The sequence below is a fragment of the Paenibacillus thalictri genome (genome assembly GCF_004307995.1).
Classification (GTDB): Bacteria; Bacillota; Bacilli; order Paenibacillales; family NBRC-103111; genus Paenibacillus_AF; species Paenibacillus_AF thalictri.
In genome coordinates this window covers 151,023-175,307 of sequence record NZ_SIRE01000002.1, presented here as the reverse complement: position 1 = coordinate 175,307, position 24,285 = coordinate 151,023, and the positions used below count along the sequence as shown (strand labels likewise).

The 24,285-nt window shown below is 52.8% G+C and carries 26 protein-coding genes and 1 other annotated feature; of the genes, 24 read left to right on the top strand and 2 right to left on the bottom strand.

Going from position 1 to position 24,285, the window contains the following annotated elements; all coding sequences use genetic code 11:
• The first annotated feature begins 114 nt into the window (after nt 1-114).
• The 9 genes from EYB31_RS01070 (at nt 115) to EYB31_RS01030 (ending at nt 7,306) form a co-directional block, all read left to right on the top strand.
• Nucleotides 115-1,044 carry a M23 family metallopeptidase gene (locus EYB31_RS01070; RefSeq protein ID WP_131011412.1) on the top strand — a complete coding sequence of 310 codons (930 nt, stop codon included), beginning with the start codon at nt 115-117 and terminating at the stop codon, nt 1,042-1,044.
• Nucleotides 1,034-1,924 carry a M50 family metallopeptidase gene (locus EYB31_RS01065; RefSeq protein WP_240761987.1) on the top strand — a complete coding sequence of 297 codons (891 nt, stop codon included), beginning with the start codon at nt 1,034-1,036 and terminating at the stop codon, nt 1,922-1,924. Before EYB31_RS01070 ends, EYB31_RS01065 begins: the two co-directional genes overlap by 11 nt.
• A 24-nt stretch (nt 1,925-1,948) precedes the next feature.
• On the top strand, nt 1,949-3,184 hold the full coding sequence (locus tag EYB31_RS01060; RefSeq protein ID WP_131011411.1) for an Rne/Rng family ribonuclease: 1,236 nt from the start codon (nt 1,949-1,951) through the stop codon (nt 3,182-3,184).
• A gap of 103 nt (nt 3,185-3,287) precedes the next feature.
• Nucleotides 3,288-3,378 (top strand) — a sequence feature (ribosomal protein L21 leader region).
• Nucleotides 3,379-3,392: 14 nt separating this feature from the next.
• Nucleotides 3,393-3,704, top strand: coding sequence for a 50S ribosomal protein L21 (rplU, locus tag EYB31_RS01055; protein ID WP_131011410.1), 312 nt, complete (start codon nt 3,393-3,395; stop codon nt 3,702-3,704).
• Between the two features lie 17 nt (nt 3,705-3,721).
• A complete protein-coding gene (locus tag EYB31_RS01050; RefSeq protein WP_131011409.1) occupies nt 3,722-4,051 on the top strand; it encodes a ribosomal-processing cysteine protease Prp in 330 nt (109 codons plus the stop codon).
• A 38-nt stretch (nt 4,052-4,089) separates the two neighbouring features.
• Nucleotides 4,090-4,401 carry a 50S ribosomal protein L27 gene (rpmA, locus tag EYB31_RS01045; RefSeq protein ID WP_131011408.1) on the top strand — a complete coding sequence of 104 codons (312 nt, stop codon included), beginning with the start codon at nt 4,090-4,092 and terminating at the stop codon, nt 4,399-4,401.
• Nucleotides 4,402-4,637: 236 nt separating this feature from the next.
• Nucleotides 4,638-5,399, top strand: coding sequence for a Spo0B domain-containing protein (locus tag EYB31_RS01040; RefSeq protein ID WP_165452136.1), 762 nt, complete (start codon nt 4,638-4,640; stop codon nt 5,397-5,399).
• Between the two features lie 10 nt (nt 5,400-5,409).
• Nucleotides 5,410-6,711: a GTPase ObgE gene (obgE, locus tag EYB31_RS01035; protein ID WP_131011406.1), complete on the top strand. Its 1,302-nt coding sequence runs from the start codon at nt 5,410-5,412 to the stop codon at nt 6,709-6,711.
• Nucleotides 6,712-6,877: 166 nt separating this feature from the next.
• Entirely contained in the window at nt 6,878-7,306 is a 429-nt protein-coding gene (locus tag EYB31_RS01030; protein ID WP_131011405.1) for a Dps family protein, read from the top strand.
• A 74-nt stretch (nt 7,307-7,380) separates the two neighbouring features.
• Here EYB31_RS01030 and EYB31_RS01025 read toward each other — a convergent pair whose 3' ends face one another.
• A complete protein-coding gene (locus tag EYB31_RS01025; RefSeq protein ID WP_131011404.1) occupies nt 7,381-7,884 on the bottom strand; it encodes an NUDIX domain-containing protein in 504 nt (167 codons plus the stop codon).
• Nucleotides 7,885-8,025: 141 nt separating this feature from the next.
• Between EYB31_RS01025 and EYB31_RS01020 the strand changes: the two genes are divergently transcribed.
• The 7 genes from EYB31_RS01020 (at nt 8,026) to EYB31_RS40630 (ending at nt 16,048) form a co-directional block, all read left to right on the top strand.
• Entirely contained in the window at nt 8,026-8,538 is a 513-nt protein-coding gene (locus EYB31_RS01020; RefSeq protein ID WP_131011403.1) for an ACT domain-containing protein, read from the top strand.
• A 37-nt stretch (nt 8,539-8,575) separates the two neighbouring features.
• The gene (locus EYB31_RS01015; RefSeq protein WP_131011402.1) at nt 8,576-9,862 is read left to right on the top strand and encodes a homoserine dehydrogenase; all 1,287 of its coding nucleotides are present in this window, start codon (nt 8,576-8,578) and stop codon (nt 9,860-9,862) included.
• Nucleotides 9,863-9,911: 49 nt separating this feature from the next.
• A complete protein-coding gene (gene thrB, locus EYB31_RS01010) occupies nt 9,912-10,880 on the top strand; it encodes a homoserine kinase (RefSeq protein ID WP_131011401.1) in 969 nt (322 codons plus the stop codon).
• Nucleotides 10,877-11,740, top strand: coding sequence for a prephenate dehydratase (gene pheA / locus EYB31_RS01005; RefSeq protein ID WP_131011400.1), 864 nt, complete (start codon nt 10,877-10,879; stop codon nt 11,738-11,740). Before thrB ends, pheA begins: the two co-directional genes overlap by 4 nt.
• 219 nt (nt 11,741-11,959) lie before the next feature.
• Nucleotides 11,960-12,523, top strand: a complete 564-nt coding sequence (gene ahpC, locus EYB31_RS01000) for an alkyl hydroperoxide reductase subunit C (protein ID WP_131011399.1) — start codon at nt 11,960-11,962, stop codon at nt 12,521-12,523.
• A 14-nt stretch (nt 12,524-12,537) separates the two neighbouring features.
• On the top strand, nt 12,538-14,067 hold the full coding sequence (ahpF, locus tag EYB31_RS00995) for an alkyl hydroperoxide reductase subunit F (protein ID WP_131011398.1): 1,530 nt from the start codon (nt 12,538-12,540) through the stop codon (nt 14,065-14,067).
• Between the two features lie 355 nt (nt 14,068-14,422).
• Nucleotides 14,423-16,048: a LysM peptidoglycan-binding domain-containing protein gene (locus EYB31_RS40630; protein WP_206105416.1), complete on the top strand. Its 1,626-nt coding sequence runs from the start codon at nt 14,423-14,425 to the stop codon at nt 16,046-16,048.
• Between the two features lie 47 nt (nt 16,049-16,095).
• Here the strand turns inward: EYB31_RS40630 and EYB31_RS00985 are convergent, their stop codons facing one another.
• A complete protein-coding gene (locus EYB31_RS00985; RefSeq protein WP_131011397.1) occupies nt 16,096-16,359 on the bottom strand; it encodes a hypothetical protein in 264 nt (87 codons plus the stop codon).
• Between the two features lie 62 nt (nt 16,360-16,421).
• Between EYB31_RS00985 and EYB31_RS00980 the strand changes: the two genes are divergently transcribed.
• From EYB31_RS00980 to yajC, 8 genes are all read left to right on the top strand, one after another.
• Nucleotides 16,422-17,111, top strand: a complete 690-nt coding sequence (locus EYB31_RS00980) for a BofC C-terminal domain-containing protein (protein ID WP_131011396.1) — start codon at nt 16,422-16,424, stop codon at nt 17,109-17,111.
• Between the two features lie 170 nt (nt 17,112-17,281).
• Complete coding sequence (gene ruvC / locus EYB31_RS00975; RefSeq protein WP_131011395.1) at nt 17,282-17,785, top strand: crossover junction endodeoxyribonuclease RuvC; 504 nt, start codon at nt 17,282-17,284, stop codon at nt 17,783-17,785.
• Nucleotides 17,782-18,414, top strand: coding sequence for a Holliday junction branch migration protein RuvA (ruvA, locus tag EYB31_RS00970; RefSeq protein WP_131011394.1), 633 nt, complete (start codon nt 17,782-17,784; stop codon nt 18,412-18,414). The genes ruvC and ruvA overlap by 4 nt, the downstream gene beginning before the upstream one ends.
• 23 nt (nt 18,415-18,437) lie before the next feature.
• On the top strand, nt 18,438-19,445 hold the full coding sequence (ruvB, locus tag EYB31_RS00965; RefSeq protein ID WP_131011393.1) for a Holliday junction branch migration DNA helicase RuvB: 1,008 nt from the start codon (nt 18,438-18,440) through the stop codon (nt 19,443-19,445).
• 98 nt (nt 19,446-19,543) lie between these two features.
• Nucleotides 19,544-21,625, top strand: a complete 2,082-nt coding sequence (locus EYB31_RS00960; RefSeq protein WP_165452135.1) for a SpoIID/LytB domain-containing protein — start codon at nt 19,544-19,546, stop codon at nt 21,623-21,625.
• 7 nt (nt 21,626-21,632) lie between these two features.
• Nucleotides 21,633-22,697 carry a tRNA preQ1(34) S-adenosylmethionine ribosyltransferase-isomerase QueA gene (gene queA, locus EYB31_RS00955; protein ID WP_131011391.1) on the top strand — a complete coding sequence of 355 codons (1,065 nt, stop codon included), beginning with the start codon at nt 21,633-21,635 and terminating at the stop codon, nt 22,695-22,697.
• A gap of 69 nt (nt 22,698-22,766) precedes the next feature.
• Complete coding sequence (tgt, locus tag EYB31_RS00950) at nt 22,767-23,900, top strand: tRNA guanosine(34) transglycosylase Tgt (protein ID WP_131011390.1); 1,134 nt, start codon at nt 22,767-22,769, stop codon at nt 23,898-23,900.
• A 35-nt stretch (nt 23,901-23,935) separates the two neighbouring features.
• Nucleotides 23,936-24,268: a preprotein translocase subunit YajC gene (gene yajC, locus EYB31_RS00945; protein WP_131011389.1), complete on the top strand. Its 333-nt coding sequence runs from the start codon at nt 23,936-23,938 to the stop codon at nt 24,266-24,268.
• Nucleotides 24,269-24,285: the final 17 nt, after the last annotated feature.

The following is a 24,285-nucleotide window of genomic DNA, read 5'->3' as shown; positions in this document are numbered from 1 at the left end:
GAAAAAAGATCCTTTAGAAAAAAGCACCCTGCCGGGGTGCTTTTTTTTCGTACAAGCTCATAGGATGAGAGTAATACCAAGCTAATCTTTGCCGGGCAGGGAGGGGCATATTGGATGGATATGAAGGACAATATACGCCAGCGCAGGCTGGATCGTCTAAAAGAATTAAGAGATTCGAGCCGCAGGCCCGAACTCCAAGAAACGGAGAGAAACTACGAACCTTTCATGGAGCCCAAGTTATACCAGCAGCCGGTTAATTACGCAGGCCGGTATGAAGAGGGGCCTCTGGATGATCCCGAATTCGTATGGAACAAAAAGATGGAGCGGGAGCATGGCGCTACGGTGCGTTATCCCAGGTACAATCAGGCTCCGCCCCCGCGTTATGAAACGCCGAGCACAGGCCAAATCCGGCTTAAAGTCATTTTGTCGGCATTTGGTTTTGCACTGATTTGGGGAATGTTTCAGTGGAATCAGCCGCTGGCCGTGAAAGGCGCCGATTATGTGAGAACGGCGTTGACCGAGTCCTACGATTTCAAACAGCTTGCCGCATGGTACAATACCAAATTCAGCGGTACAACTACGCTGCTGCCCGCCCTGCGTTCCTTCAGCAACGAAGAGGCGCAGAAGGTCAGCACCAACATGACCACCCACTATTTCGCCCCTGTACAAGGCAAAATCATTACGCCCTTTGAACCTTCCAGGCTGGGAATTGTCCTGCAGACGAAAGCGGACAGCCCTGTCTTTGCGCTGGATACCGGGCGGGTCATCTCTTCGGGCAAAAAGGACGATGCCGAAGCAGGCCCGGCTGATATTAGCGGCTACACGGTTGTGATTCAGCATGCGAGCGGGCTGCAGTCCACTTACAGCGGACTGGAGCAGCCGCGGGTCGCGGTAAATGACTGGATCAAGGGCGGCGAGACGGTAGGCACCGCGGCCCGGACCCGAAGCGCCGGCAGCGGCGCAGACGGGGCGACGCTGTTTTTTGCCGTGTCCAAAAACAGTGTGTGGATCAATCCGGCGGAAGTGGTTTCCTTTGATCAATAGAGGATTCCTATTTTGGGGCGGAATCCGGCTGCGGTTTCATCCGCTGTTTTCGGTTATGCTGCTGTTGTCCGTCGTCACCGGTTACTTGACGGAAATGCTGATATTATTTGGCATCGTGCTGATTCATGAGCTGGGACATGCTGCCGCCGCCAAAAGTTTGGGCTGGCGGATTCGGGAAATCCAACTGCTGCCTTTCGGCGGCGTAGCGGAAACGGAGGAACTGGGCACCGTACCGGCTTGGGAAGAGATGGTGGTGGCTATAGCCGGACCGCTGCAGAATGCCGTGATGATCGTAATCGCGCTGCTGATAGAGTGGACAGGGCTGTGGCCTTCCGTGTGGTGGAGTTACTTTATCGAAGCGAACCTCATTATCGCCTGCTTTAATCTGCTTCCGGTGCTGCCGCTGGACGGCGGGAAAATCGTGCAGTGCCTGATGAGTTACTGGATGCCTTACCACCGCGCCATTCTTTATTGCACCTGGTTGAGCTTTACCGTGAGCGCTTTGACGACGATTGCCGCGCTGCTGCATATCGGAACGCAAGGCATCAAGCTTAATCTGCTTGTGATCGGTTTGTTTCTGCTTTATTCCAATTGGTACGCTTACCGCGGGATCCCGTATCATTTTGTGCGATTTTTAATGAGCCGCGAGCTTCGTTCCGGCAGCTTGCTGCTGCGCGGCGCGCTGGCCCAGCCGATCGTGGTCAACGGCCGGCGCCGGGTGGCCGACATACTGCGGCTTTTTGTACGGGACAAGTATCACCTGATTTACGTCATTGACGAGTCCGGACGCATTCATGCCGTGCTGCCGGAACAACGCCTGCTGCACACTTATTTTATCGACAAAAAACCGGGATGTGCAGTTTCCGAGCTTTTCATGTAAAATGACATCGAGAGGTGTTTGGGCATGAAGCAAATCGCTGTTCACTGCGAGGAAGGATTTACCCGGGTTGCGCTGCTTGAAGACGGCAAACTCGAGGAATATTACGAAGAAGGACAAAAACACCACCATGTTGCCGGCAGTATCTATATGGGCAAGGTGGCCAATGTTCTTCCGGGTATGCAGGCCGCTTTCGTCGACATCGGTTTGCAAAAAAACGCTTTTTTGTATATTGATGATTTGCTGCCGGCCCATTTGGAAAAGCAGCCAAAAACAAAACCTCCGATTACCGACCTGGTCAAAGAAGGCGACATCATCACCGTACAGGTCGTCAAGGAACCCGTCGGAACCAAAGGGGCGCGCATCACGACGCATTTTTCGATTCCCGGCCGCTTTGGGGTCTATATGCCCGATGCCGGTTATATCGGCGTCTCCCGTAAAATCGGCTCTGAGGCCGAACGCGAGAGGCTGAAGGGCATCACCGAAAAGCTGCTTCAACCGGAAGAGGGATTTATTGTTCGTACCGTGGCGGAGGGCGAATCGGAGCAATCGCTTGCCGACGACCTGCAGCTTCTGCGCCGGGTATGGGACTCGATCCGCCTGGAACAGGCAGCTTCTGTCCACGCTCCCCGCAGGTTGTACAGCGAGCCCGGGCTGATTCACCGTCTGGTCAGGGATTTGATGAAACACGATGTGGACGAGCTTGTCGTAAGCCAGCAGGCGATTTTAAACGATGTCGTGCTGCTGCTGCGTTCCTTGCTTCCTTCGTTTAGCCGCAACATTCGCGAGTATCTCGGCCGGCAGCCTTTATTTTTGGAGCTGGGCATCGACGAGCAGATCTATAAGGCGTTCAGCCGCAAGGTGTGGCTCGATAACGGAGCTTATCTGGTCGTGGACAAAACGGAAGCGCTGACCGTGTTTGACGTCAACACGGGGAAATATACAGGAGCTATCGGTCTCGAGCAGACGGTATACGAGGTGAACATGGCCGCGGCCAAGGAAATCGCCCGGCTGCTTCGTCTGCGGGACATCGGCGGTCTGATCGTCATTGACTTTATCGATATGGATGCGGCCGAACACCGGCAGCAGGTGGTGGATATGCTGGAGGAGCAGGTAAAGCGGGACCGTACGAAAACCGTCATTTTTGGCTGGACCCGGCTTGGCCTTGTCGAGCTCACGCGCAAGAAAGTCAGAGAAAACCGGGAGCTGCAAGGGCTTCAGGATTGTCAAGCATGCGGCGGCAGCGGCAAAATCCGCGTCTGAGAGAGGCGTACACCTTGAGAATATGAGCTTATGCAAAAAAAATCCACAGCAGGCATTGCGCCTACCCTAACATTTGTGATAATATATTTCAGTGTGTTGCTATAGCATGCTGTAACCGCTCGAATCGGGTACTCAAGAACAACTGCCGTTTTACGCAGCGCTGTCACCTGGACTAGGCGAGTCTTAAGACATGAGGGAGGTGCAACAAATGTACGCAATTATTGAAACTGGCGGTAAGCAATATAAAGTTCAAGAAGGCGATGTTCTGTACATCGAGAAATTGGAAGCTGGCGAAGGCGAATCCGTTACTTTTGACCGTGTTCTCGCGGTATCCAAAGAAAGCGGCCTCGTAATCGGCGCTCCGACCGTTTCCGGCGCTAACGTTTCCGCGAAAGTGGAAAAGCAAGGCAAAGGACGGAAAATCATCGTTTACAAATACAAAGCAAAGAAAAACTACCACAAAAAGCAAGGTCATCGTCAACCGTACACGAAGGTTGTTATTGAGAAGATCCAAGCTTAATTTGGCGGAGATCTCTTATGATTCGTGTCAATATAAAAAGACGGCCGGATAATCGGCGCATCGAGCGGTTTCGGGTTGAAGGCCATGCGGAGTACGACAAGTCCGGTAAAGATATTGTGTGTGCTGGCGTATCGGCTGTTACGGTCGGAACGGTCAATGCGGTAGAGGCCCTTTTGGGCGTCGAGCTTGTCCATCGGATGAAGAACGGCTTGCTGCAGGTCGATGTGCCTGCGAAGCTGGATCCTCGTATCGAAGAGCAAGTACAGCTTTTGCTGGAATCGATGGTAGTGATGTTAAGTACGATAGAACAATCATACGGTGCATATATAGCAATGCAAGAATCGTAATTGAACCACACAACTATTAGAAGAAGGAGGTAACTCTCATGTTGCAATTAAATCTTCAGTTGTTCGCATCCAAGAAGGGTGTAGGTTCCACGAAGAACGGCCGCGACAGTATGTCGAAACGTCTTGGCGTGAAACGTTCGGACGGACAAACGGTTACAGCCGGCAGCATCCTCGTTCGTCAACGCGGTACGAAGATTCACCCGGGAAATAACGTGGGCATCGGCTCCGATGATACGTTGTTCGCGAAAATCGAAGGCGTTGTGAAATTCGAACGTTTCGGACGCGATCGCAAAAGAGCGAGCGTTTATCCGGTGGCAGCGGCTCCTGTGGCTGCATCCGTGGAAGTGTAACAAACAAGCGGTTATAACCCTGGCGAATTCCGGTTCGCCGGGGTTTTTTATTAATTTTTATCCAATCGGACAGCTTTAGACGGGACTGGTGAACTTTCCCATACAGCGTGGTATACTGAATAGGCGCCAATAAGAGTTGCGAACATTTGCCTTGAGTACACTTATGTTGACGCGGACCTGTGCGCAGCTGCGGTAAAAGCGGCAGAGGGTTGATGCGGAAGTGGGGAGAAAAGCGCATGAATCAAAACAACGGCCTGCAGTTGTTCAGAGCTGCAAGTTTTATGGGATTATTGTTAATACTGGTTGTATATCCGCTGGCATGGCCGCTGCGTCTAGTTGTCTGTCTGCTGCTGCTTGTTATCGCGGTTTTCGAAATCAAGGCCGTACGCGCAGGGGAACAGCGCGAATGGTGGGCTCTGCTTGAGAACGAACGGCGCGAATCGGAGAACCGGATGATCCGGACGCTGAATCATCACCGTCACGATTGGATGAACGATATTCAGGTTTTGTTCGGTTATATCAAGCTGAAGAAATACGAGCCGCTGCAGGATTACGTGGAAAAAATCAAATTCAACATCGGGCAAGAAAGCGGCATCTCGAAGCTGGGCGTAAGCCGGCTTGTCGCCTACCTGCTGTCTTTCCGTACGCTCACCAATGAAGTGCGGCTCGAAGTGGAGATGGGGCAAGAGATCAGGTTAAGCGAGCTCCCGCTCGACAAGCAGGAAGCCGCTGAGGCCATCATTGAACTATTGGAAGCGTTCCGGCTCCATGCCAAACCTTCCTCCGAAGATGCGGGACTGATCAGTCTGGAGCTGGCGGTGGAAGAGGATCATTTGCTGATCGATTGCGTGTACCAAGGCGGGTATAACGAACCGGAGCTGAAGCGGGTTTTACATGATACCGTATTAAACGACTCAGGCAAACTTCAGATCATAACGGCCGAGTTTTCCGAGGAGGAAGCGGCTGTATCGGTAGGTGTGCCTTTTATACATAATTGAGGTGGAAACCATGTTTGTAGATAAAGCGAAGATTTACGTCAAGGCCGGTGACGGGGGCGATGGGCTCGTAGCTTACCGCAGGGAAAAATATGTGCCTGAGGGGGGACCCGCAGGAGGCGACGGGGGAAATGGCGGTGATGTGATTTTCCGCGTCGATGAAGGGTTAAGAACGCTTGTCGACTTTCGCTACCAGAAGCATTTTAAAGCCGACCGGGGAGAAAAGGGCCGCAATAAAAGCCAGCACGGCGCCAATGCGGAAAAAATGATCGTGCGTGTGCCGCCGGGGACCGTAGTCATCGACGATGATACACACGAGATTGTCGCAGATTTGACCCGTCACGGGCAGCAGGTTGTGATCGCCAAGGGCGGCCGCGGCGGCCGCGGGAATACGCGTTTTGCAACACCTGCCAACCCGGCTCCGGAAATTGCCGAGAACGGCGAGGAAGGGCAGGAACGCTGGGTTGTGCTGGAACTTAAGGTCATGGCGGACGTCGGACTTGTCGGTTTCCCCAGCGTCGGCAAATCGACGCTGTTGTCCGTTGTATCGGCGGCGAAACCGAAGATCGCCTCGTACCATTTTACGACGCTGACCCCGAATTTGGGCGTTGTGGATGTAGGAGAAGGACGCAGCTTTGTGATGGCCGATTTGCCGGGTCTGATCGAAGGCGCTCATACCGGAATCGGCCTTGGCCACGAGTTTTTGCGTCACGTCGAGCGCACGCGGGTGATCGTTCATGTCATCGATATGGCGGCGACCGAAGGCCGCGATCCGTACGACGATTTTGTCAAAATCAATGAAGAAATCAAGCTTTACAATGGGAAGCTCGAACAACGGCCGCAACTGGTTGTGGCCAATAAAATGGACATGCCGGAAGCCGAAGAGCACTTGCTGGAGTTCAAGGAGAAGCTGAAGCAATACCGCGCCGATATCGCTGTATATCCGATCTCCGCAATTACGAAGGATGGCGTGCAGGAACTGCTGTACCGGGTAGCCGATCTGCTTGAAACGGTGCCTGAAATGCCGCTGATTGAAGATGTGGTTGAAGTAGAGGAACGGAAAGTGTTCCGGCTGCAGCGGGAGGACGAAGATGAATTCACGATTTCCCGCGACAACGAGACTTTTGTCATAGAGAGTCCGAAAATCGAGAAGATGCTGAAACGCAGCCAAATGAACACGCAAGATGCGATCATGCGGTTCGCGCGGACGATGCGCAAGATGGGCGTTGATAAGGAGCTGCGTAAACGCGGCGCCAAGGACGGCGATATCGTTCGGATCAGCGATTTTGAATTTGAATTCGTAGAGCAGGAATAATCGCAGCTGCGAGGGAAGGCATGGCGAAGGTGTGTATACATCGTTGAACATGCCTTTTTGTTTTGTTGTTAATTATAATTATTATAATATAATACTTGTTATAAATAAATATTGGGTGTATAATAAGGACATGAAGTAAATTGGGGAATGAGAGGAGAGATTTCACATGGTTATCGATGCGCTTAACCGGCAGCTTGCCAACTGGAACGTATTGTACGTCAAACTCCACAACTTTCATTGGAACGTGAAAGGCCCGCAATTTTTCGTATTACATCCGAAGTTTCAGGAGCTTTATGAGGAAGCGGCGACCCACGTCGACGACTTGGCCGAACGTGTGCTTGCCCTGAAAGGAACTCCATATGCGAAGATGTCCGACTACTTGCAATATAGCGGTGTTAAGGAAGCTTCGGGCGGCGAGAGCGCCGAAGAGATGGTTGCCGCTGTAGCAAGCGATTATACGTTGATGGTCGGCGAACTGAAGGAAGCGATGGCGCTTGCCCAACAGTCCGGCGATGAACCTACGGCGGACATGCTGCTCTCCATTCAGACCGAGTTGGAGAAACACGTGTGGATGCTGAGCGCCTTTTTGAAATAAAAAACGAAGCACAGTGAAAAACAACCTCGGGGCCAAGCGCTCCGAGGTTTGTTGTGTGTTTATGCCGTTCCCGGCTAAACGCGCTGCGGGTCGATCAGCTCCGTCCAATGAACGGCAGGTTCGCCAGCGTCCGTGAAGCCGGCAGTCCCCACCCATACGTGCGCGGAAGGGCCGTTTGCAAAATAATGCTCCAGCAACGAACGGAAGATAAAAGGAATTTCCCTATCCAGCACTTGTTCGCGGGGAATCCAGAACAATTCGCCTTCATCGGTTTGGGATAAAGTCCTGCTTGTCGTCTCTCCGGTATAAATAAACTGCTGGCGGACCTCGTTTTGATTCAGCCTGAGCAAAATATATTGCAGCTTCAGATGCAGCAGCTGATCCGGCTCCAGCCCGGTTTCTTCAGCAATTTCGCGCAGGCAGGCGGCCTTGGGGTCGCCGATTTCATGCGGCTCCAGATGTCCGCCGACGGCTGCCCATAAGCCGGGGGATAAGGTGCGATTCAGCGATCTTTTCATCATGAGCATGTCGCTGCCGTTAAATAACATAGCTGTCGCCATCATGCGGGCTTTGATCATAGAGGGACCTCTCTTTCGTACGTCTTTTTGTGAGCAGACTAGATACAGTATAACGGAAAAGAATAACCGGGGACACGGGATGGACACAGATTAACGCAAGAGCCTATTGCCGTTACCTGATCTTTCTTGTATAATGTCCACATGACAAGAACAACCGTCTTTCCAGAAAGGACTGATCTCGTGCTGGAACGAAAACAGGCGGAGTTGAAAGAAACGGGAAACGAACGTTTTTATTTGGTGCGCGAGGATATATTGCCGGAGGCGCTGCTCAAGACCATTCAGGCCAAAAATTTGCTGGCCCGCGGAGAAGTGAAAACGATCCACGAGGCGGTTGAACAGGTCGACTTGAGCCGCAGCGCTTTTTACAAATACAAGGACGGTATTTTTCCGCTCAACCGGCTGGACCGCGAAAGAATTGTGACCATCTCGATGGACTTGGAGCATCGATCGGGAATTTTGTCCCGGGTGCTATCGATGATCGCCGGTTTGGAGGGCAATGTGCTGACGATCCATCAGACGATTCCGCTGCAAGGGATGGCGAACGTTGTGATTACTGTGGATACGGCGACGATGGGCGAGAACCTGGCCGTTCTGCTGGATCAGCTTCGCAACCAGGACGGCGTACGCAGAGCGGCGATTATCGGACAAGGGTAATTCTGATTTACATATACTATCATGTGGAGGGATCAAGATGAAGCCAATCAAGGTTGGATTATTGGGACTGGGTACTGTGGGAACCGGTGTTGTGCGTATTGTGGAGAATCATCAGGAGGATTTGGTCAGCCAAACCGGTACGCCGATTGAAATAGCGAAAATATTGGTTCAAGACCCTTCGAAGCAAAGAAACGTTGCCATTCACCCGGATAAGCTGACGGATAATCCGCGCGAGATCCTGGAGAATGAAGAAATCGACGTGATTGTGGAAGTAATGGGCGGCATCGATCCGGCAAAAACGTACATTTTGGAGGCGCTGGAAAGAGGAAAACATATCGTTACGGCGAATAAAGATTTAATGGCGCTGTACGGCAGAGAAATTCTCGCCAAAGCTTCGGAGAAGGGCTGCGATGTGTTCTACGAGGCAAGCGTAGCGGGCGGCATTCCGATTATCCGCACTTTGATCGAAGGGTTCTCATCGGATCGCATCACGAAAATTATGGGGATCGTCAACGGGACGACGAACTATATTTTAACGAAAATGAGCCAGGAAGGCGCTGCTTATGACGATGTGCTGAAGGAAGCGCAGGCGCTTGGTTATGCGGAGGCCGACCCGACTTCGGATGTGGAGGGTCTGGATGCGGCGCGTAAAATGACCATTCTCAGCACGCTTGGTTTCCGGTCCAATGTCGATTTGGCGGACGTCTCGGTTAAAGGCATTTCCCAAGTGTCCAAAGAAGATATTGCTTACGGCAAGCAACTGGGGTATGAGGTCAAGCTGCTTGGCATTGCGGAACGGCAGGACGATTACATCAGCATCGGCGTGCAGCCGACGATGGTGAAGAAGTCGCACCCGCTTGCTTCCGTCAACGGCGTATTTAACGCAGTATACGTCTACGGCGAAGCTGTTGGCGAGACGATGTTTTACGGGCCGGGAGCGGGCGAAATGCCAACGGCTACATCTGTTGTCTCCGATCTCGTGGCGGTTGTGCGCAATCTGAAGCTGAACAACGGAGGACGCAAGTCGTTTGGGACGTATAAAGAAAAGAAGCTGAAAACCGACGAGCAGATTTTGTCCAAAAATTATATCTTGCTGCACGTGGCAGACCGCGCAGGGGTGCTTGCGCAAATCACTCAAGTATTCGCAGAATACGAAGTGAGCTTGGAGTCGGTGCTGCAGCATCCGAATAAGAACAATCCGAAAGCGGAAATCATTATCATCACCCATGAGGCGAATCAGGCCAGCATGAAGAAGGTTTTGAAAAAATTCGAGCAATTGGATGTCGTCGACTCGATCAAAAGCGTGTACCGCGTTGAAGGGTAACGGCATTCGAAGCAGCAACTGCGCAATCAAAGCATGAGGAGCATAATCAATGGCAAACAAAAAGGTTCGCGTCAAAGTTCCCGCCAGCACCGCAAATCTCGGGCCCGGCTTCGATACGCTTGGTATGGCTTTGAACTTATATGCCTGGATTGAAATGGGAGCCGCGGATCATACGCATATCGAGTTGTACGGCGACCAAATGCAAGGCATTCCTACGGATAAAAACAACTTGATCTACGAAGTGGCGCAAATGGTATTCGATAAGGCAGGGGTCAGCTGCCCCGAGTTGTACATTGCGATGTATAGCGACATTCCGCTTACCCGCGGCCTTGGCAGCAGCGCTTCGGCCATTGTAGGCGGTCTGGCGGCGGCCAATGCGCTGATCGGCAGCCCTTTTGACAACGATGCATTATTCCAAATGGCGACGTCGCTGGAGAAACACCCCGATAATGTCGGAGCTTCATTGTTCGGCGGACTGGTGGTGGCGTTTTGGGACGGCGAGCGTGCGGAGCATATCCGGCTGGAGCCAAGCGACAGGCTGGAAGCGCTGGTGGCGATTCCCGACTTTCAGCTGGCCACGGAAAAAGCCCGCGGCGTGCTGCCGCAGCAGCTTTCGATGAAAGATGCCGTCTTTAACGTCGGACACTCCTCCGTACTGGTGGCGGCGCTTGCTTCGGGACGGCTGGATATGATCTCGCGGGCGATGAAAGACGCGCTCCACCAGCCTTATCGCGCAGCGCTGATCCCGGGCATGGAGACGATTCTGCGCGACGCGTCCGATCACGGAGCATTGGGAGCGGCCTTGAGCGGAGCCGGGCCTACGCTGCTGGCGCTTGTCGACAGCGAAAGCGCCGGCAAAGCGGGGCTGGAACGGTTTCTTTTGGAAACGCTGGGCCAAGAGAACATATCCGCTGCAACGTTGTGGCTGAAACCGGATCGGGAAGGCACACAAGTCATAACCGGTTTTAACGAAAGCAGCACATTGTTCGAATACATTCAAGGGGAGGTCCGGGCATGAAACGAATAGCAATACTCGGACCCGGAACCTTTACCGAGGAATCGGCACATTATTTTCTGGGAAACGCGGAACATGAATATGTTTCATTGAAAACGATTGAAGATGTATTTCTTTCGACGGTTTCGGGGAAAACTGATTTAAGCGTCATCCCGATTGAAAATACGTTTGAGGGCTCCGTTCGTCTACATATCGATTGGCTCGTTAACGAAATGGAACTGCTTATTCAGGCGGAGTGGGATTACCCGATTTCCGTCAATCTGCTTGGCAAGCGTATTCCCGGCGAATCGGCGGAAGAGATGTATGCGCGCATTCGCAAAATATACTCCCACCATGTAACGCCGGCCCAATGCCGTGAATTTGTCAAGGAGCATCTTCCTCACGCCGAGTTTGAGCTTGTCGGCAGCAACGGCGAAGCGGCCCGTTTGGTCAAGGAGCTGGGCACCTCCGACATTGCCGCGATCGGCCCGCTTGCCGCTGGCGGAATGTACGGCTTGGACACGCTGGCCGGCAACATCCACGATCATCAAAACAACTTTACGAGATTTGTGATTGTCGGAGCCGAACCGCCTGAATTGAAGCCAAACGATTATTGGAAAACGACGGTGGTCGTCACATTGCCTGAGGATTTTCCAGGGGCGCTGCATCAGGTATTGTCCGCATTCTCTTGGCGCCGGATCAACTTGTCCAAAATCGAATCCCGGCCGACCAAAAAGAAACTGGGTACCTATTACTTCTATATCGATATCGAAGCGTCGATGGACTCGGTTCTGCTGCCTGCGGCTATCGAGGAAATTCGCGCGCTTGGCTGCCTTGTGCGTATTCTCGGCTGTTATCCAAGTTACAGCTACGAGCAGGCTTGAAACAACATAAGAAAAATCCCCTTCCAGCAAGGGAGGCCATTAACCATTCGCTCATGTTGCGTTCACTTTCCCAGTGGCCCCCGGTAAGCCGGACGGGGATTTTTAAGTACGGTTTGCACGTAATTGAGAAAAGTTATCATTTTCACTTGACAAATGCGGCTGTAATAATTAATATTAGATTGTAATCATTATAAAAAACCTTTGGGAGGAAATTACACTATGTCACTTATCGGAACAGAAGTTAAACCATTCAAAGCTCAAGCATACCAAAACGGCAGGTTTGTTGAAGTTACTGAAGAAAACTTTAAAGGCCAATGGAGCGTTGTATGCTTCTATCCAGCCGACTTTACTTTCGTATGCCCGACGGAACTCGGCGACTTGCAAGACCAATACGAAACGTTGAAATCGCTTGGCGTTGAAGTATACTCCGTGTCGACAGACACCCATTTTACACATAAAGCATGGCATGACAGCTCGGAAACGATCGGCAAAATTACTTACCTCATGATCGGCGATCCTACGCATACAATTTCCCGCAACTTCGACGTGTTGATTGAAGCTGACGGCCTTGCTGACCGCGGCACATTCATCATTGACCCGGACGGCGTGATCCAAACCGTTGAAATCAACGCTGGCGGCATCGGCCGCGATGCAAGCGCGCTGGTTAACAAAATCAAAGCTGCTCAATACGTGCGCAAAAATCCGGGTGAAGTTTGCCCTGCTAAATGGCAAGAAGGCGGAGCAACACTGAAGCCAAGCCTTGATCTTGTAGGAAAAATTTAAGGAGCTTACGGACTATGGCACTGGACGGAGATATTAAGGCACAATTAAACCAATACCTTCAGCTCATGGAAGGCGATGTGCTAATTAAAGTTAGCGCAGGCTCCGATTCGGTATCTGCTGAAATGCTGGCTTTAGTGGACGAACTAGCCGGCATGTCGTCCAGAATTATTGTTGAAAAAGCCGAATTGGAGAGAACGCCGAGCTTTAGCGTGAATCGTGCGGGCGAAGATACGGGTGTTGTATTTGCCGGTATCCCCTTGGGACACGAGTTCACTTCATTAGTGCTGGCGCTGCTGCAAGTAAGCGGCAGAGCTCCTAAAGTCGAGCAAGACGTAATCGACCAGATCAAAAACATCAGCGGTGAATACCGCTTTGAATCTTACATCAGCTTAAGCTGCCATAATTGCCCCGACGTGGTGCAAGCGCTGAATCTGATGAGCATCCTCAATCCGGGCATTTCGCACACGATGATTGACGGCGCGGCGTTTAAAGCCGAAGCCGAAAGCAAAAACGTCATGGCCGTCCCGTCAGTGTTCCTGAACGGCGAATTTTTCGGCAGCGGCCGGATGACGATTGAGGAAATATTGGCCAAGCTCGGCACCGGTCCGGATGCCTCGGAGTTGTCCGATAAAGCTCCGTTTGACGTGCTTGTTATCGGAGGCGGGCCTGCCGGTGCAAGTGCGGCAATCTATGCTGCACGCAAAGGCATTCGCACGGGTATTGTTGCAGAGCGCTTCGGCGGTCAGGTGATGGACACCGTAGGCATCGAGAATTTCATCAGCATGAAATATACGGAAGGCCCGAAGCTTGCGGCTAGTCTTGAAGAGCATGTGAAGGAATACGGCGTCGATATCATGAAGCAGCAGCGTGCGAAGCGGCTGGAGAAAAGAGAGTTCATCGAAGTCGAACTCGAAAGCGGAGCCGTTCTCAAAAGCAAAGCCGTTATCGTCTCGACGGGCGCCCGTTGGCGCAACGTGGGCGTGCCGGGTGAAGCCGAATTCAAAAACAAAGGCGTGGCATATTGTCCTCACTGCGACGGTCCGCTCTTTGCAGGCAAACATGTAGCGGTTATCGGCGGCGGAAATTCCGGCATCGAAGCAGCCATCGATCTTGCCGGCATCGTCAGCCATGTCACCGTGCTTGAATTTATGCCGGAGCTGAAAGCGGACGCCGTGCTGCAAAAACGTCTCTTCAGCTTGCCGAATGTTACGGTGTTGAAGAACGTGCAGACGAAGGAAATTACCGGTACGGATAAAGTGGACGGTATTTCCTACATGGACCGCGATAGCGGACAAATCGGGCATGTTGAATTGCAGGGCGTATTTGTCCAAATCGGCTTGGTGCCAAACACCGATTGGCTGGCCGAAACACTCGAACGGACCCGTATGGGCGAGCTCGTTGTGAACGGCCATGGCGCTACCAGCGTTCCCGGAGTGTTTGCCGCAGGAGACTGTACGAACAGCCCTTATAAGCAAATCATCATTTCTATGGGATCCGGCGCTACTGCAGCCCTGGGCGCATTTGATTATTTGATCCGAAATTAATAACGGTAAGAAAAGAAAGCCGCAGTTGCCTAACCAGCAGCCATGCGGCTTTTTTGGCGTTAAAAAACGATGTTTCATGCCGCGGCTGCCCGCCTCATGTTTTTCAGTCGGGTTTTTTCTTGTTTTCAAGCTATTTTTTCATTGTTTTGCGAATTAGGAGGTACAAAAGCCCAAGTGCTGCATAAACTGTACTGTTATTGCATGCGGCCCTAAAGCCGAGACACCGAATCGATTCTTCAGGCTTTTTTTCCGTAAATCAGGGGGAAACGTCTGTGCCGGTTGGCGGAACGGTCTTTCTAGCGCGCTTGCCGCCCGGTTGCCTCTGGCAACAAAATTTTGAGGAGGTAGCATAAAAGTGAAAATCCATATCGTGAAATCAGGCGATACGTTGTATGATCTGTCACAAAAATATGGCGTTGATTTGGAAAAATTGATTGCAGCCAACCCGCAAATCGCCGATCCTAACGCGATTGAGGTGGGGATGAAAGTGAAAATCCCCTCATCTCCAATGTCGGTGGAGCCGCCCTCAGACTACTTGTATAAGCATTTAGTCGTGCAAGGCGATACGCTTTGGAAACTTGGCAAGGCTTGGGGGATCCCGCTGGCGGAAATGATTTCGGCCAATCCGCAGCTGAAAAACCCGAATGTGCTTATGACCGGAGAGGTAGTGTACATTCCGAAATTGGGAAAACAGCAACAGCAACATCATCATGGTCAAACTCAGCATCACGGCCATCTGCCTAACAACAAAAAAAATACATCGCAAATTGTCGTTCCACCGACTGCTCCCGTCGCGCCGATCGAAACCCCTCCCAAAGAGGTTGCGCCAATCGAGACAGCTCCTAAGGAAGTTGCGCCAATCGAGACGACTCCTAAGGAAGCAGCGCCAATCGAAACGGCTCCTAAGGAAATAGCGCCGATCGAAACAGCGCCAGCGCCTAAAGAAATGGCACCGGTCCAAACGCTGCCGAAAGAAGTATCGCCGATGGAGACACCGCTTAAAGGAATGGAGCCGATGGAGACGACGCCTAACTTCACGTCGCCAATCTCATCGATGCCTAACTTTACTTCGCCTATTTCATCGATGCCTAACATATCCATGCCGAACGTCACATCGCCGTCCATGGAAATGCCGAAAGCCGGATTTGCGTTTCCGGAGGCTTATGTGCCCAAAGCGCCTGAAATGCCGGCCGTACCGCCATTTCAGCAATTCCAAATGCCTGCGGTGGAAGTATCGCTGCAAGAGCAGGAAATTAACATATATGAGCAAGCGCCTGTTCATCATCATATGCACCATGCCGTCAATCCGATCCAATGGGCGCCGCAAGAGCTGCCCTGCGTAGATCAGATGCCGGCCTTCCAGCAGATGCCGATGTTCCCGAATTACCCGGCGTTTACGCCCACTCCTCCATTTCCGGCGATGCCGATGTTTGAGCAGGCCGCTCCGAAAAGCGATTGCGGCTGCGGGTGCGGAGGCCACGGAGCCGTGCAGCCCGCTCAGATGTTTAACGCTTCCCCGGAGATGTATCAAGTCAGTCCGGAAATGTATCACGTCAGTCCAGAAATGTTTGGCGCCAACCCGAACATGATGCCCGGATTTTCCCAGCAGCCTTCGTTTTTCCCATATGGGCAAGCCGAAATGCAGCTGCACGGCTTTCCGGGAACCGCCGGGGTTCAAGCTTCCCCATTCCCGGGAGCAGCTTACGGTCCGATGTTCAACTCCCCGTTTGTCTCGCCGTACGGGACATTTGGAGTGCAGCAGGCTGAAAAGGAATGCGATTGCCACAAAAGAGGAAATGAACAAACAGGCGCCGTTTCAGCTCAACCGGTGAAGGAGCAAGAACCCGCCGCCGCCCGTTCGGCTTCCCGCAAGAAAAAGCCGTCCAGTGCGAAAGCGGCAATCAACAGCCTCATTAGGAAAAACAGCAAAAAGAAACAAGAACGGATTTACCGTGAAAATATACCATGGGTTAACAGATAGTTTGGCGAAGCTGTGATTTTGGTCACAGCTTTTTTGCTTAGAGTTCCTTATTCTAAAAGAACAACCATATCCGTTCTAACGATGGAGGGGAACTTGATGATTACTTGCGGCAATTGCGGTAAAACGCTAGGACACGGCAGCAGCGGAAACCACTGGATATGCGGAGATTGCCGGGAAGGCTCCCGTATTTCCGAAGAACGTGAAGGCGATGTTCCAGATAATGAGCCCGCCGATTCCCAACAATAGGCATATTCATAAGATTGCATGCGCTCTTCGCTATTTGCGAAAGGGCGTTTTTCTTTTTTGGGCATGTATAACGCTTTCCCCCTTGGGAAATATAGTTAATAAACGTACACATAAGAAGGGGATGCGAATGATTTTTCTCAGTTGGTTTAAACAATTAAAGAAAAAGCTGCGTGCAAGGCGCCGCAGTTTGGCGTTCGGTCTTGCGTTCCTCGTGCTCTGTGGCGCTTCGGTATGGTTGTACGGTAAAGTTCATGAACCCGGATCGGGCGGCAAGGCGGAGCTAAGCCCGGACCGCAGCGTGTTCGGCTATATCCGGCAGGAGCCGGTCCGTAATATGGAGGAGCAGATTGCCGTCATCAAAAACAGCCGCCAGCAGCGGGAAACGTTTATCAAGAAATCGTATATTTGCGGTGAGGAATTGCAAAGCTTGGGGCTGCTTCAGCCCGATGATATATTAAAATACGCGAAAGAGCACCCGGATCTGGCTTTGTCGTTAGACGAAGCAGGCAAAGTTTATTTTGTTCAAACGGTCGAGGACCTTTCGCAGCAGTGCAAGGAGCATGCCTATTTCGGTCTGGACGAAAAGGGCAACTTGTCGCTGTTTAACGGAGTGCCCGGCAAAGATAACGTCATCCGGACGTTTTTCCAATTAAACATCAACTTTCTGAAAAGCAGCCTGCCGCTGGAAACGGTTGATCAGTTGTATAGCGGAATTCGTGTGACCGATCTGGACGAATACAACAGCATCATCTCGACTTTCAGCGATTATGCTGTGGAGGAAACGGAAAAAGTGATGACACAGCCGGATGTGAAGTAAGGACAAATCCGTCAAGGTGAGCAATGTGCAAGAAGCCCTTTTAAAGGCCGAATTTGGCTGGCGAACAGGGCTTTTTTGCGTTGCCCGGGCTATCTCTTTGCGCGCTTCTCTGTTATAATGGCATAAGAACACATATGTTCGTGTTTTGTGACCCAAGGGAGCGTGTCGGCATGAGAATATTGGGAATCGACCCCGGATATGCCATTGTCGGGTTCGGTTTTATCGATAAACAAGGGAGCAAGGTTGTACCTGTGCAATATGGCAGCATACAGACGGAAGCCCATACGGATCCTGCGCTGCGCTTGAAAACGATCTATGAAGCGGCGGTTCAGTTGATCGATACTTATCAACCGGAAGCTATGGCGATTGAAAAGCTGTTTTTTAACCGCAATGTCACGACGGCGCTTGCGGTCGGCCAGGCGCGGGGGGTATTGATGCTCGCTGCGGTGCAGAAGGGCCTGACCATTTCGGAATATACTCCGCTGCAGGTGAAACAGGCGATTGTTGGTTACGGCAAGGCGGAGAAACGTCAGGTGCAGGAAATGGTCAAGATGTTTTTGCGTTTGCAGGCCGTTCCGAAACCTGACGACGTGGCGGATGCGCTGGCTGTGGCGATCTGCCACGCTCATACGGCTACGCTGCAGCATAAAATAGACGAGGTAACGAAGCGATGATCGATTTTTTAAGAGGAACGGTTGCTCACAGAGAGATGGATTATGTCGTGTTGGACGTGCGAGGCGTAGGGTATCGCGTGTTTTGCGCCAATCCGTATGCGATTCAGCACAAAGACGGCGAAGAAACGACGATGTACATACATTACAATGTGCGTGAGGATGCGCACCTGCTGTTTGGCTTTGCGACACGCGAGGAGCAGTCGCTGTTCCGGAGGCTGATCGAAGTGACCGGCATCGGTCCCAAAGTGGCGGTCGGCATTTTGTCCGGGGGCCGGCCGGAAGTGATTATTTCCGCGATCCAGCAGGAGAATCTCGCATTTCTGACCAAGTTGCCCGGCATCGGCAAAAAGACGGCGCAGCGGATCATTTTGGATCTGAAAGATAAGCTGGGGACTATTTTCGGAGCCGGCTCGGAAGCCGTCTTTTCATTCGGCACATTAGCCGAACCTGCCTCCGTTATTGCCGGAAGCGGCCCGTGGGCGGAGGCGAAAGAAGCGTTGATGACGCTTGGCTACACGGAAGCGGAGGCGGATCGCGCAGGGCAAGCGATAAAGGGCAAGCTGAAGGACGGCGATACCGTCGATACAATGATGAAGCTTGCGCTGCAGGCGCTGTATCAAGGTGTGTGACGTAGAACAGGAGGCTCTCATATATGGATGACCGCATCATTTCCGCCCATCTGATGATGGAGGACCAGACGGTGGAGCTCAGCCTCCGGCCGCGTTATTTAGCGGAATATATCGGGCAATCGCAAGCGAAGGAAAATTTGAAAGTTTACATAGAAGCGGCCAAAATGCGCAAGGAAGCGCTCGATCATGTGTTGTTATACGGCCCGCCGGGTCTTGGCAAAACGACGCTTTCCAACATCATCGCCAATGAGCTGGGCGTGAATATCCGCACGACATCGGGGCCGGCCATTGAACGGCCGGGAGATTTGGCGGCGATTCTGACCAACTTGCAGGAAGGCGACGTATTGTTTATCGACGAGATCCATCGCCTGCACCGGACGGTAGAGGAAGTGCTGTATCCGGCGATGGAGGATTTTGCGCTGGATATCATCATCGGCAAAGGGCCAAGCGCACGTTCGGTGCGGCTTGATCTGCCTTCGTTTACACTGATCGGGGCGACGACTCGGGTTGGCTTGTTGTCCGCGCCGCTGCGCGACCGGTTCGGCGTTGTCAGCCGGCTGGAGTTCTACACAGTGGACGAACTTGCCTATATCGTCAGCCGCGCATCCGATATATTGCAGGTGCAGATTGTCGGCGAGGCCGCTTTGGAGATCGGCAAACGCTCGAGGGGGACACCGCGGATCGCCAACCGGCTGCTCAAACGGGTACGGGATTTTGCTCAAGTTAAAGGGGACGGCATCATTACGGTCGACATCGCCCGGGTCGCTCTCAAGCATATCCAAGTTGACGATTTGGGACTGGACGAAATCGATCATAAAATGCTGCGCGCTATCGTCATTTCCTTTCAAGGCGGCCCGGTCGGACTCGATACGATTGCCGCTACGATCGGGGAGGAAAGCCAGACTATCGAAGACGTATACGAGCCTTATTTGCTGCAGATCGGCTTCTTGCAGCGTACGCCTAGGGGGCGTGTGATTACGCCGCAAGCTTGCGATCATCTCGGATTGCCGAGGCCCAAGTCGGCGGATTGAGAAACCTTTGTTAAAATCAATTTGCCGCTAAAGTGAAACTTTTTCCAGCCTTCCGTGTCTAATGAGTAGACATCATGCAGAGGAGGCTGTCACTTTTTATGCCATCATATCGTCGTTTTCAAACATTTCTTATGTCCGCCGCTGCTGCTGCGGCCTTTCTTATTGCCCTCCCCGGCGGTGCTGCAGCCGCCGATATTCCGAAATCGGATCAAATCAGAGTCGCTTTATATCTGGATAACGGCAAATATAATGTGACCACGCCATTTGTAACGTTATCCGCCGCGCAGGGGTTGGACGCCGCTTTGGGAGCCGCTGCGGGCTTTAATTCCGTCGCATCCGGCCTTACCGCGGTCCGGGCGATGGCCGACAAACCGCTGCTCATCCTGCTGGAGACCACGGATGTGAAACAGGCGCAGGCATTGGCGCAGAAGCTGTCTGATACGGACAAGCCTGCGGGAGTCATCGGCAGAGAGAAGTCGGGAGAAACGCTCTACCAGGTGTATGCGGGCCCTTATCCGACAAAAGAGACTGCGCAAGCCGCCAAAGATACACTGCTGAAGCAAGCCGCCGTTGCCCAAGCGGTTAAGGATTTTACGCCGTATGTAGCGGGAGCGCTTCATTGGAACGCCGGTACCTACACAGACGAAGCCGATGCGGCGGCCCAAGTGAGCGCGATCGCCCAGGCCGGCTTTGACGTCGATCTGGCTTATATGGACAATGGCGGCAAACTTCAATATGCCGCACTCATCGGCAATGAGTCGGACAATGACGGATTAAACTCGCTGAAGCAAAAAGTATCCGGCAAGCTGCCCAACGTGACGCTGCAGCCGGTGTCCGCCGCAACGCCGTATGTGCTGAAGCGGACGGAGGGCGGCGGGAAAGCTTCCGGCAACGCCACCGATTTGTGGGCGGTAGGAGCCGGAGCGAAGCTTAAGGTGACAACGCAGCAGGACGGGATCAAAGTGGCGGAGAAAGCCGCCCGTTCCTATCGCGGAAGCTTGGAGTTATCCCAGCTGAATAGTAAGCTGGCAGTCGTTAATGAGCTGCCGATGGAAGATTATGTAACGTCAGTCGTAGGCTCCGAATTAGGCAGCAGCTGGCCTGCCGAGGCATTGAAAGCGCAAGCGGTAGCGGCCCGCACGTTTGCTTTGAAGCAAGGGGCAAAATACGGTGTCGCTCAAGTTTCCGATTCCAGTTCGGATCAGGTGTACAAAGGGATCGGCGGCGAAGCGCCGGCGATTGCCGAAGCCGTCAAAGCTACCGAAGGAGAACTTCTGGCCGACAAAGACGGTCTGATCACGCCGTTTTTTTATTCCAACGCCGGCGGGATGACCGCCGATCCGGTCGAAGTGTGGGGCAAACCGATCTCTTATTTGCAAAGTGTGCCAAGTCCGGACGACGGAGCGGAAACCACTAAGACCGTTTGGCTGCACGTTGTGATGCCAAATGGCAATATGGGCTATATCACCTCGGCTTATGCCAAAGATACCGGGAAGAAAAACGATGCGGGTTTGCCTTATTACGAATCGACGGGCAATGCCGTCAATGTGCGGTCGGGCCCGGGAACGGATTCGCCGTCGCTGTTTAAGGTGAACACTGGGGACCGCTTTGCTGTGCTTGACCAGGCGCCTGAGTCCAACGCGTACTCCTGGGTGCGCGGACCGGTTGCGGCCAGCTCCCTGCTGGACAAAATCAACGCGGTGTTGGATAAACCGATTACGGGCAAGCTGGAGAGTTTGGAAGTAACGGCCCGCGGCCCTTCCGGCCGGGTGACGGAGATGAAGGCCAACGGCCAGACGCTGAAAGTGGCGAATCCCGATGCTTTGCGGACTGTGCTTGGCGGTCTTCCCAGCACGCGGTTTGAAATCGAGGAGGCGGGAAGTTATACTATATGGGGAGCAAACGGCACCACGGCGCCGTCGGCCCCGCAAGGAACTTCGAGCCAGACCGGCAGCCAGCCGCCCGCCTCGATAGGCCCGTCACAACCGCCCGCCGCTCAAAGCGCAGAGAGCAAACCGCTGCCGATCGGAACGGAACGCGCTTTTATTTTTAAAGGCAAAGGCAACGGGCATGGGCTTGGCATGTCGCAATGGGGCGCACGAGGTTACGCGCTGCTTGGCTACGATTACAAACAAATACTCCAGGCTTATTACGTCGGAGTGACTATACTGAAGGAATGAATGAAATATGGAAGTGGATTTGTTTGATTACGAGCTTCCCGAAGAGCTGATCGCTCAGACGCCGCTTGCGGATCGCACCGCATCGAGGCTGCTGACGCTGAATAAAGCGACCGGTGAAGTAGGGCACCATCAGTTTGAACAATTAATCGATTATGTAAAAGCCGGCGATGTGCTCGTGTTGAACGATACGCGAGTCATACCCGCCCGGCTTTTTGGCGTCAAGAGGGATACCGGGGCCAAAGCCGAACTGCTGCTGCTGAAGCAGCTTGAAGGCGACCGGTGGGAGACGCTCGCGCGTCCGGCTAAACGATTGAAGGTAGGAACACGGATCGATTTCGGCCCGGGCCCGGACGATCAAGAAGGTGCGGGACTGCCGCAGCTGACCGCGGTCGTAGAGGAAGAAGCCGATATGGGCGGCAGGATTGTCCGCTTCGAATACAACGGTATTTTTAACGAAATTCTGGAGCGTCTCGGTTCAATGCCGCTGCCGCCTTATATTAAGGAGCAGCTTTCCGAGAAAGAACGTTATCAGACGGTTTATGCCAAACACGAAGGGTCGGCGGCGGCTCCGACGGCGGGATTGCATTTTACGAAACCTTTTTTGGACCGGCTCGTAGATAAAGGAGTGAAGTTAGCCTATATCACTTTGCATGTCGGTCTGGGCACGTTTCGTCCCGTGTCGGCCGAAAGAGTAGAAGAGCATGAGATGCACGAGGAATCGTATCATGTTTCAGCCGAAGCGGCCGGGATCATTAACGAGGCGCGCGCGCGAGGAAACCGCGTCATCGCTGTAGGAACCACTTCCGCACGCACGTTGGAAACGGCGGCCCGCGAGCATATGCAAGGCGGCCTGCTGCAGCCGTGCCGCGGCTCGACAAGTATTTTCATCTACCCGGGAGTCGAGTTGTTGATGGTGGATGCGCTGCTGACCAACTTCCATCTGCCCAAATCGACGCTGCTGATGTTAATCAGCGCACTTGCCGGGAGAGAGCGAATTCTTGCCGCATACCGCGAGGCGGTGGAGCGGAAATACCGGTTTTTCAGCTTCGGCGATGCCATGTTTATATACTAGTGCGAGTTCCCCGAGTCAATTTCTGATGACTTTTTGAACAACCTCATCTCAAGAGAGAAGTGATGATAAATGGCTATTACATACGAACATATTAAAACCTGCAAGCAATCCGGCGCGCGCCTTGGACGAGTGCACACGCCACACGGAGTTATTGAAACGCCGACGTTTATGCCGGTAGGCACCCAGGCGACGGTAAAGACGATGAGCCCGGAAGAGCTTAAAACGATGGATGCGCACATTATTCTCAGCAACACATACCATCTCTTTTTGCGTCCCGGCCACGAACTGGTAAAAAAGGCGGGCGGGCTGCACAAGTTTATGAATTGGGACAGACCGATCTTGACCGACAGCGGCGGTTTCCAGGTGTTCAGCTTAAGCGAGATGCGCAAAATCACCGAAGAAGGCGTCGAATTTCGTTCCCATCTGAACGGAGACAAGCTGTTTATCTCGCCGGAAAAAGCGATGGAAATCCAGAATGCGCTTGGAGCGGACATCATCATGGCGTTTGATGAGTGCCCGCCGTTTCCCGCCGAGCACAGTTATGCCAAGCAATCGCTGGAGCGCACGAGCCGCTGGGCGGAGCGTTGTCTGAAGTCGCATGCCCGGCCGGGCGATCAAGGGTTGTTCGCGATCGTGCAGGGAGGCATGTACGAAGACCTGCGCCGTCAAAGCGCAGCCGAGTTGACTTCCATGGATTTCCCGGGGTATGCTATTGGAGGATTGAGCGTAGGCGAACCAAAACCGCTGATGTACGAGGTGCTGGATTATACGGTGCCGCTGCTTCCGGCCAACAAACCGAGATATTTGATGGGTGTCGGTTCACCCGACGCGCTGGTGGAAGGTTCCATTCGCGGGATCGACATGTTCGACTGCGTGCTGCCGACACGGATTGCCCGCAACGGGACCGTGATGACCAGCTCGGGCCGGCTTGTTGCCCGGAATGCCAAGTTTGCCGACGATCTCGGCCCGCTGGATCCCGAGTGCAGCTGTTACACCTGCAAAAATTACTCTCGCGCCTACATTCGTCATCTGCTTAAAGCGGATGAAACGTTCGGTATTCGATTGACGACATATCACAATTTGCACTTCCTGATTGAATTGATGCGTAATGTGCGCAAGGCGATTATGGAGGACAGGCTGCTCGATTTTCGCGATCAGTTTTTTGCCCAATACGGCATCGATGAAAACAGCAAAGGGTTTTAGCGCATGAACGTTGATATTGGAAAGGGGGGATAAAGATGTGGTTTTTAGCGGATGAACCTGCTGCACAAGCTGGAGGTATTGAAGGCATGCTCGTCACGTACGGTCCGCTCGTGCTGATGTTTGTTGTGCTCTATTTCTTGCTTATTCGTCCTCAGCAAAAGAAGCAAAAAACCCGCAGTTCAATGCTTAGCGCTTTGAAAAAGGGTGATAAAGTGGTGACGATCGGCGGACTTCACGGAACGATTGCGGAAATTACCGACGATACGATCGTATTACGTGTTAATGACGTAACGAAATTGACGTTCGAGCGTTCCGCCGTCAATGCGGTGTCGGCTTCCAGCCAGGCGGCTGCGGAAGAGAAGAAATAAATGGTTATGAACTCGAA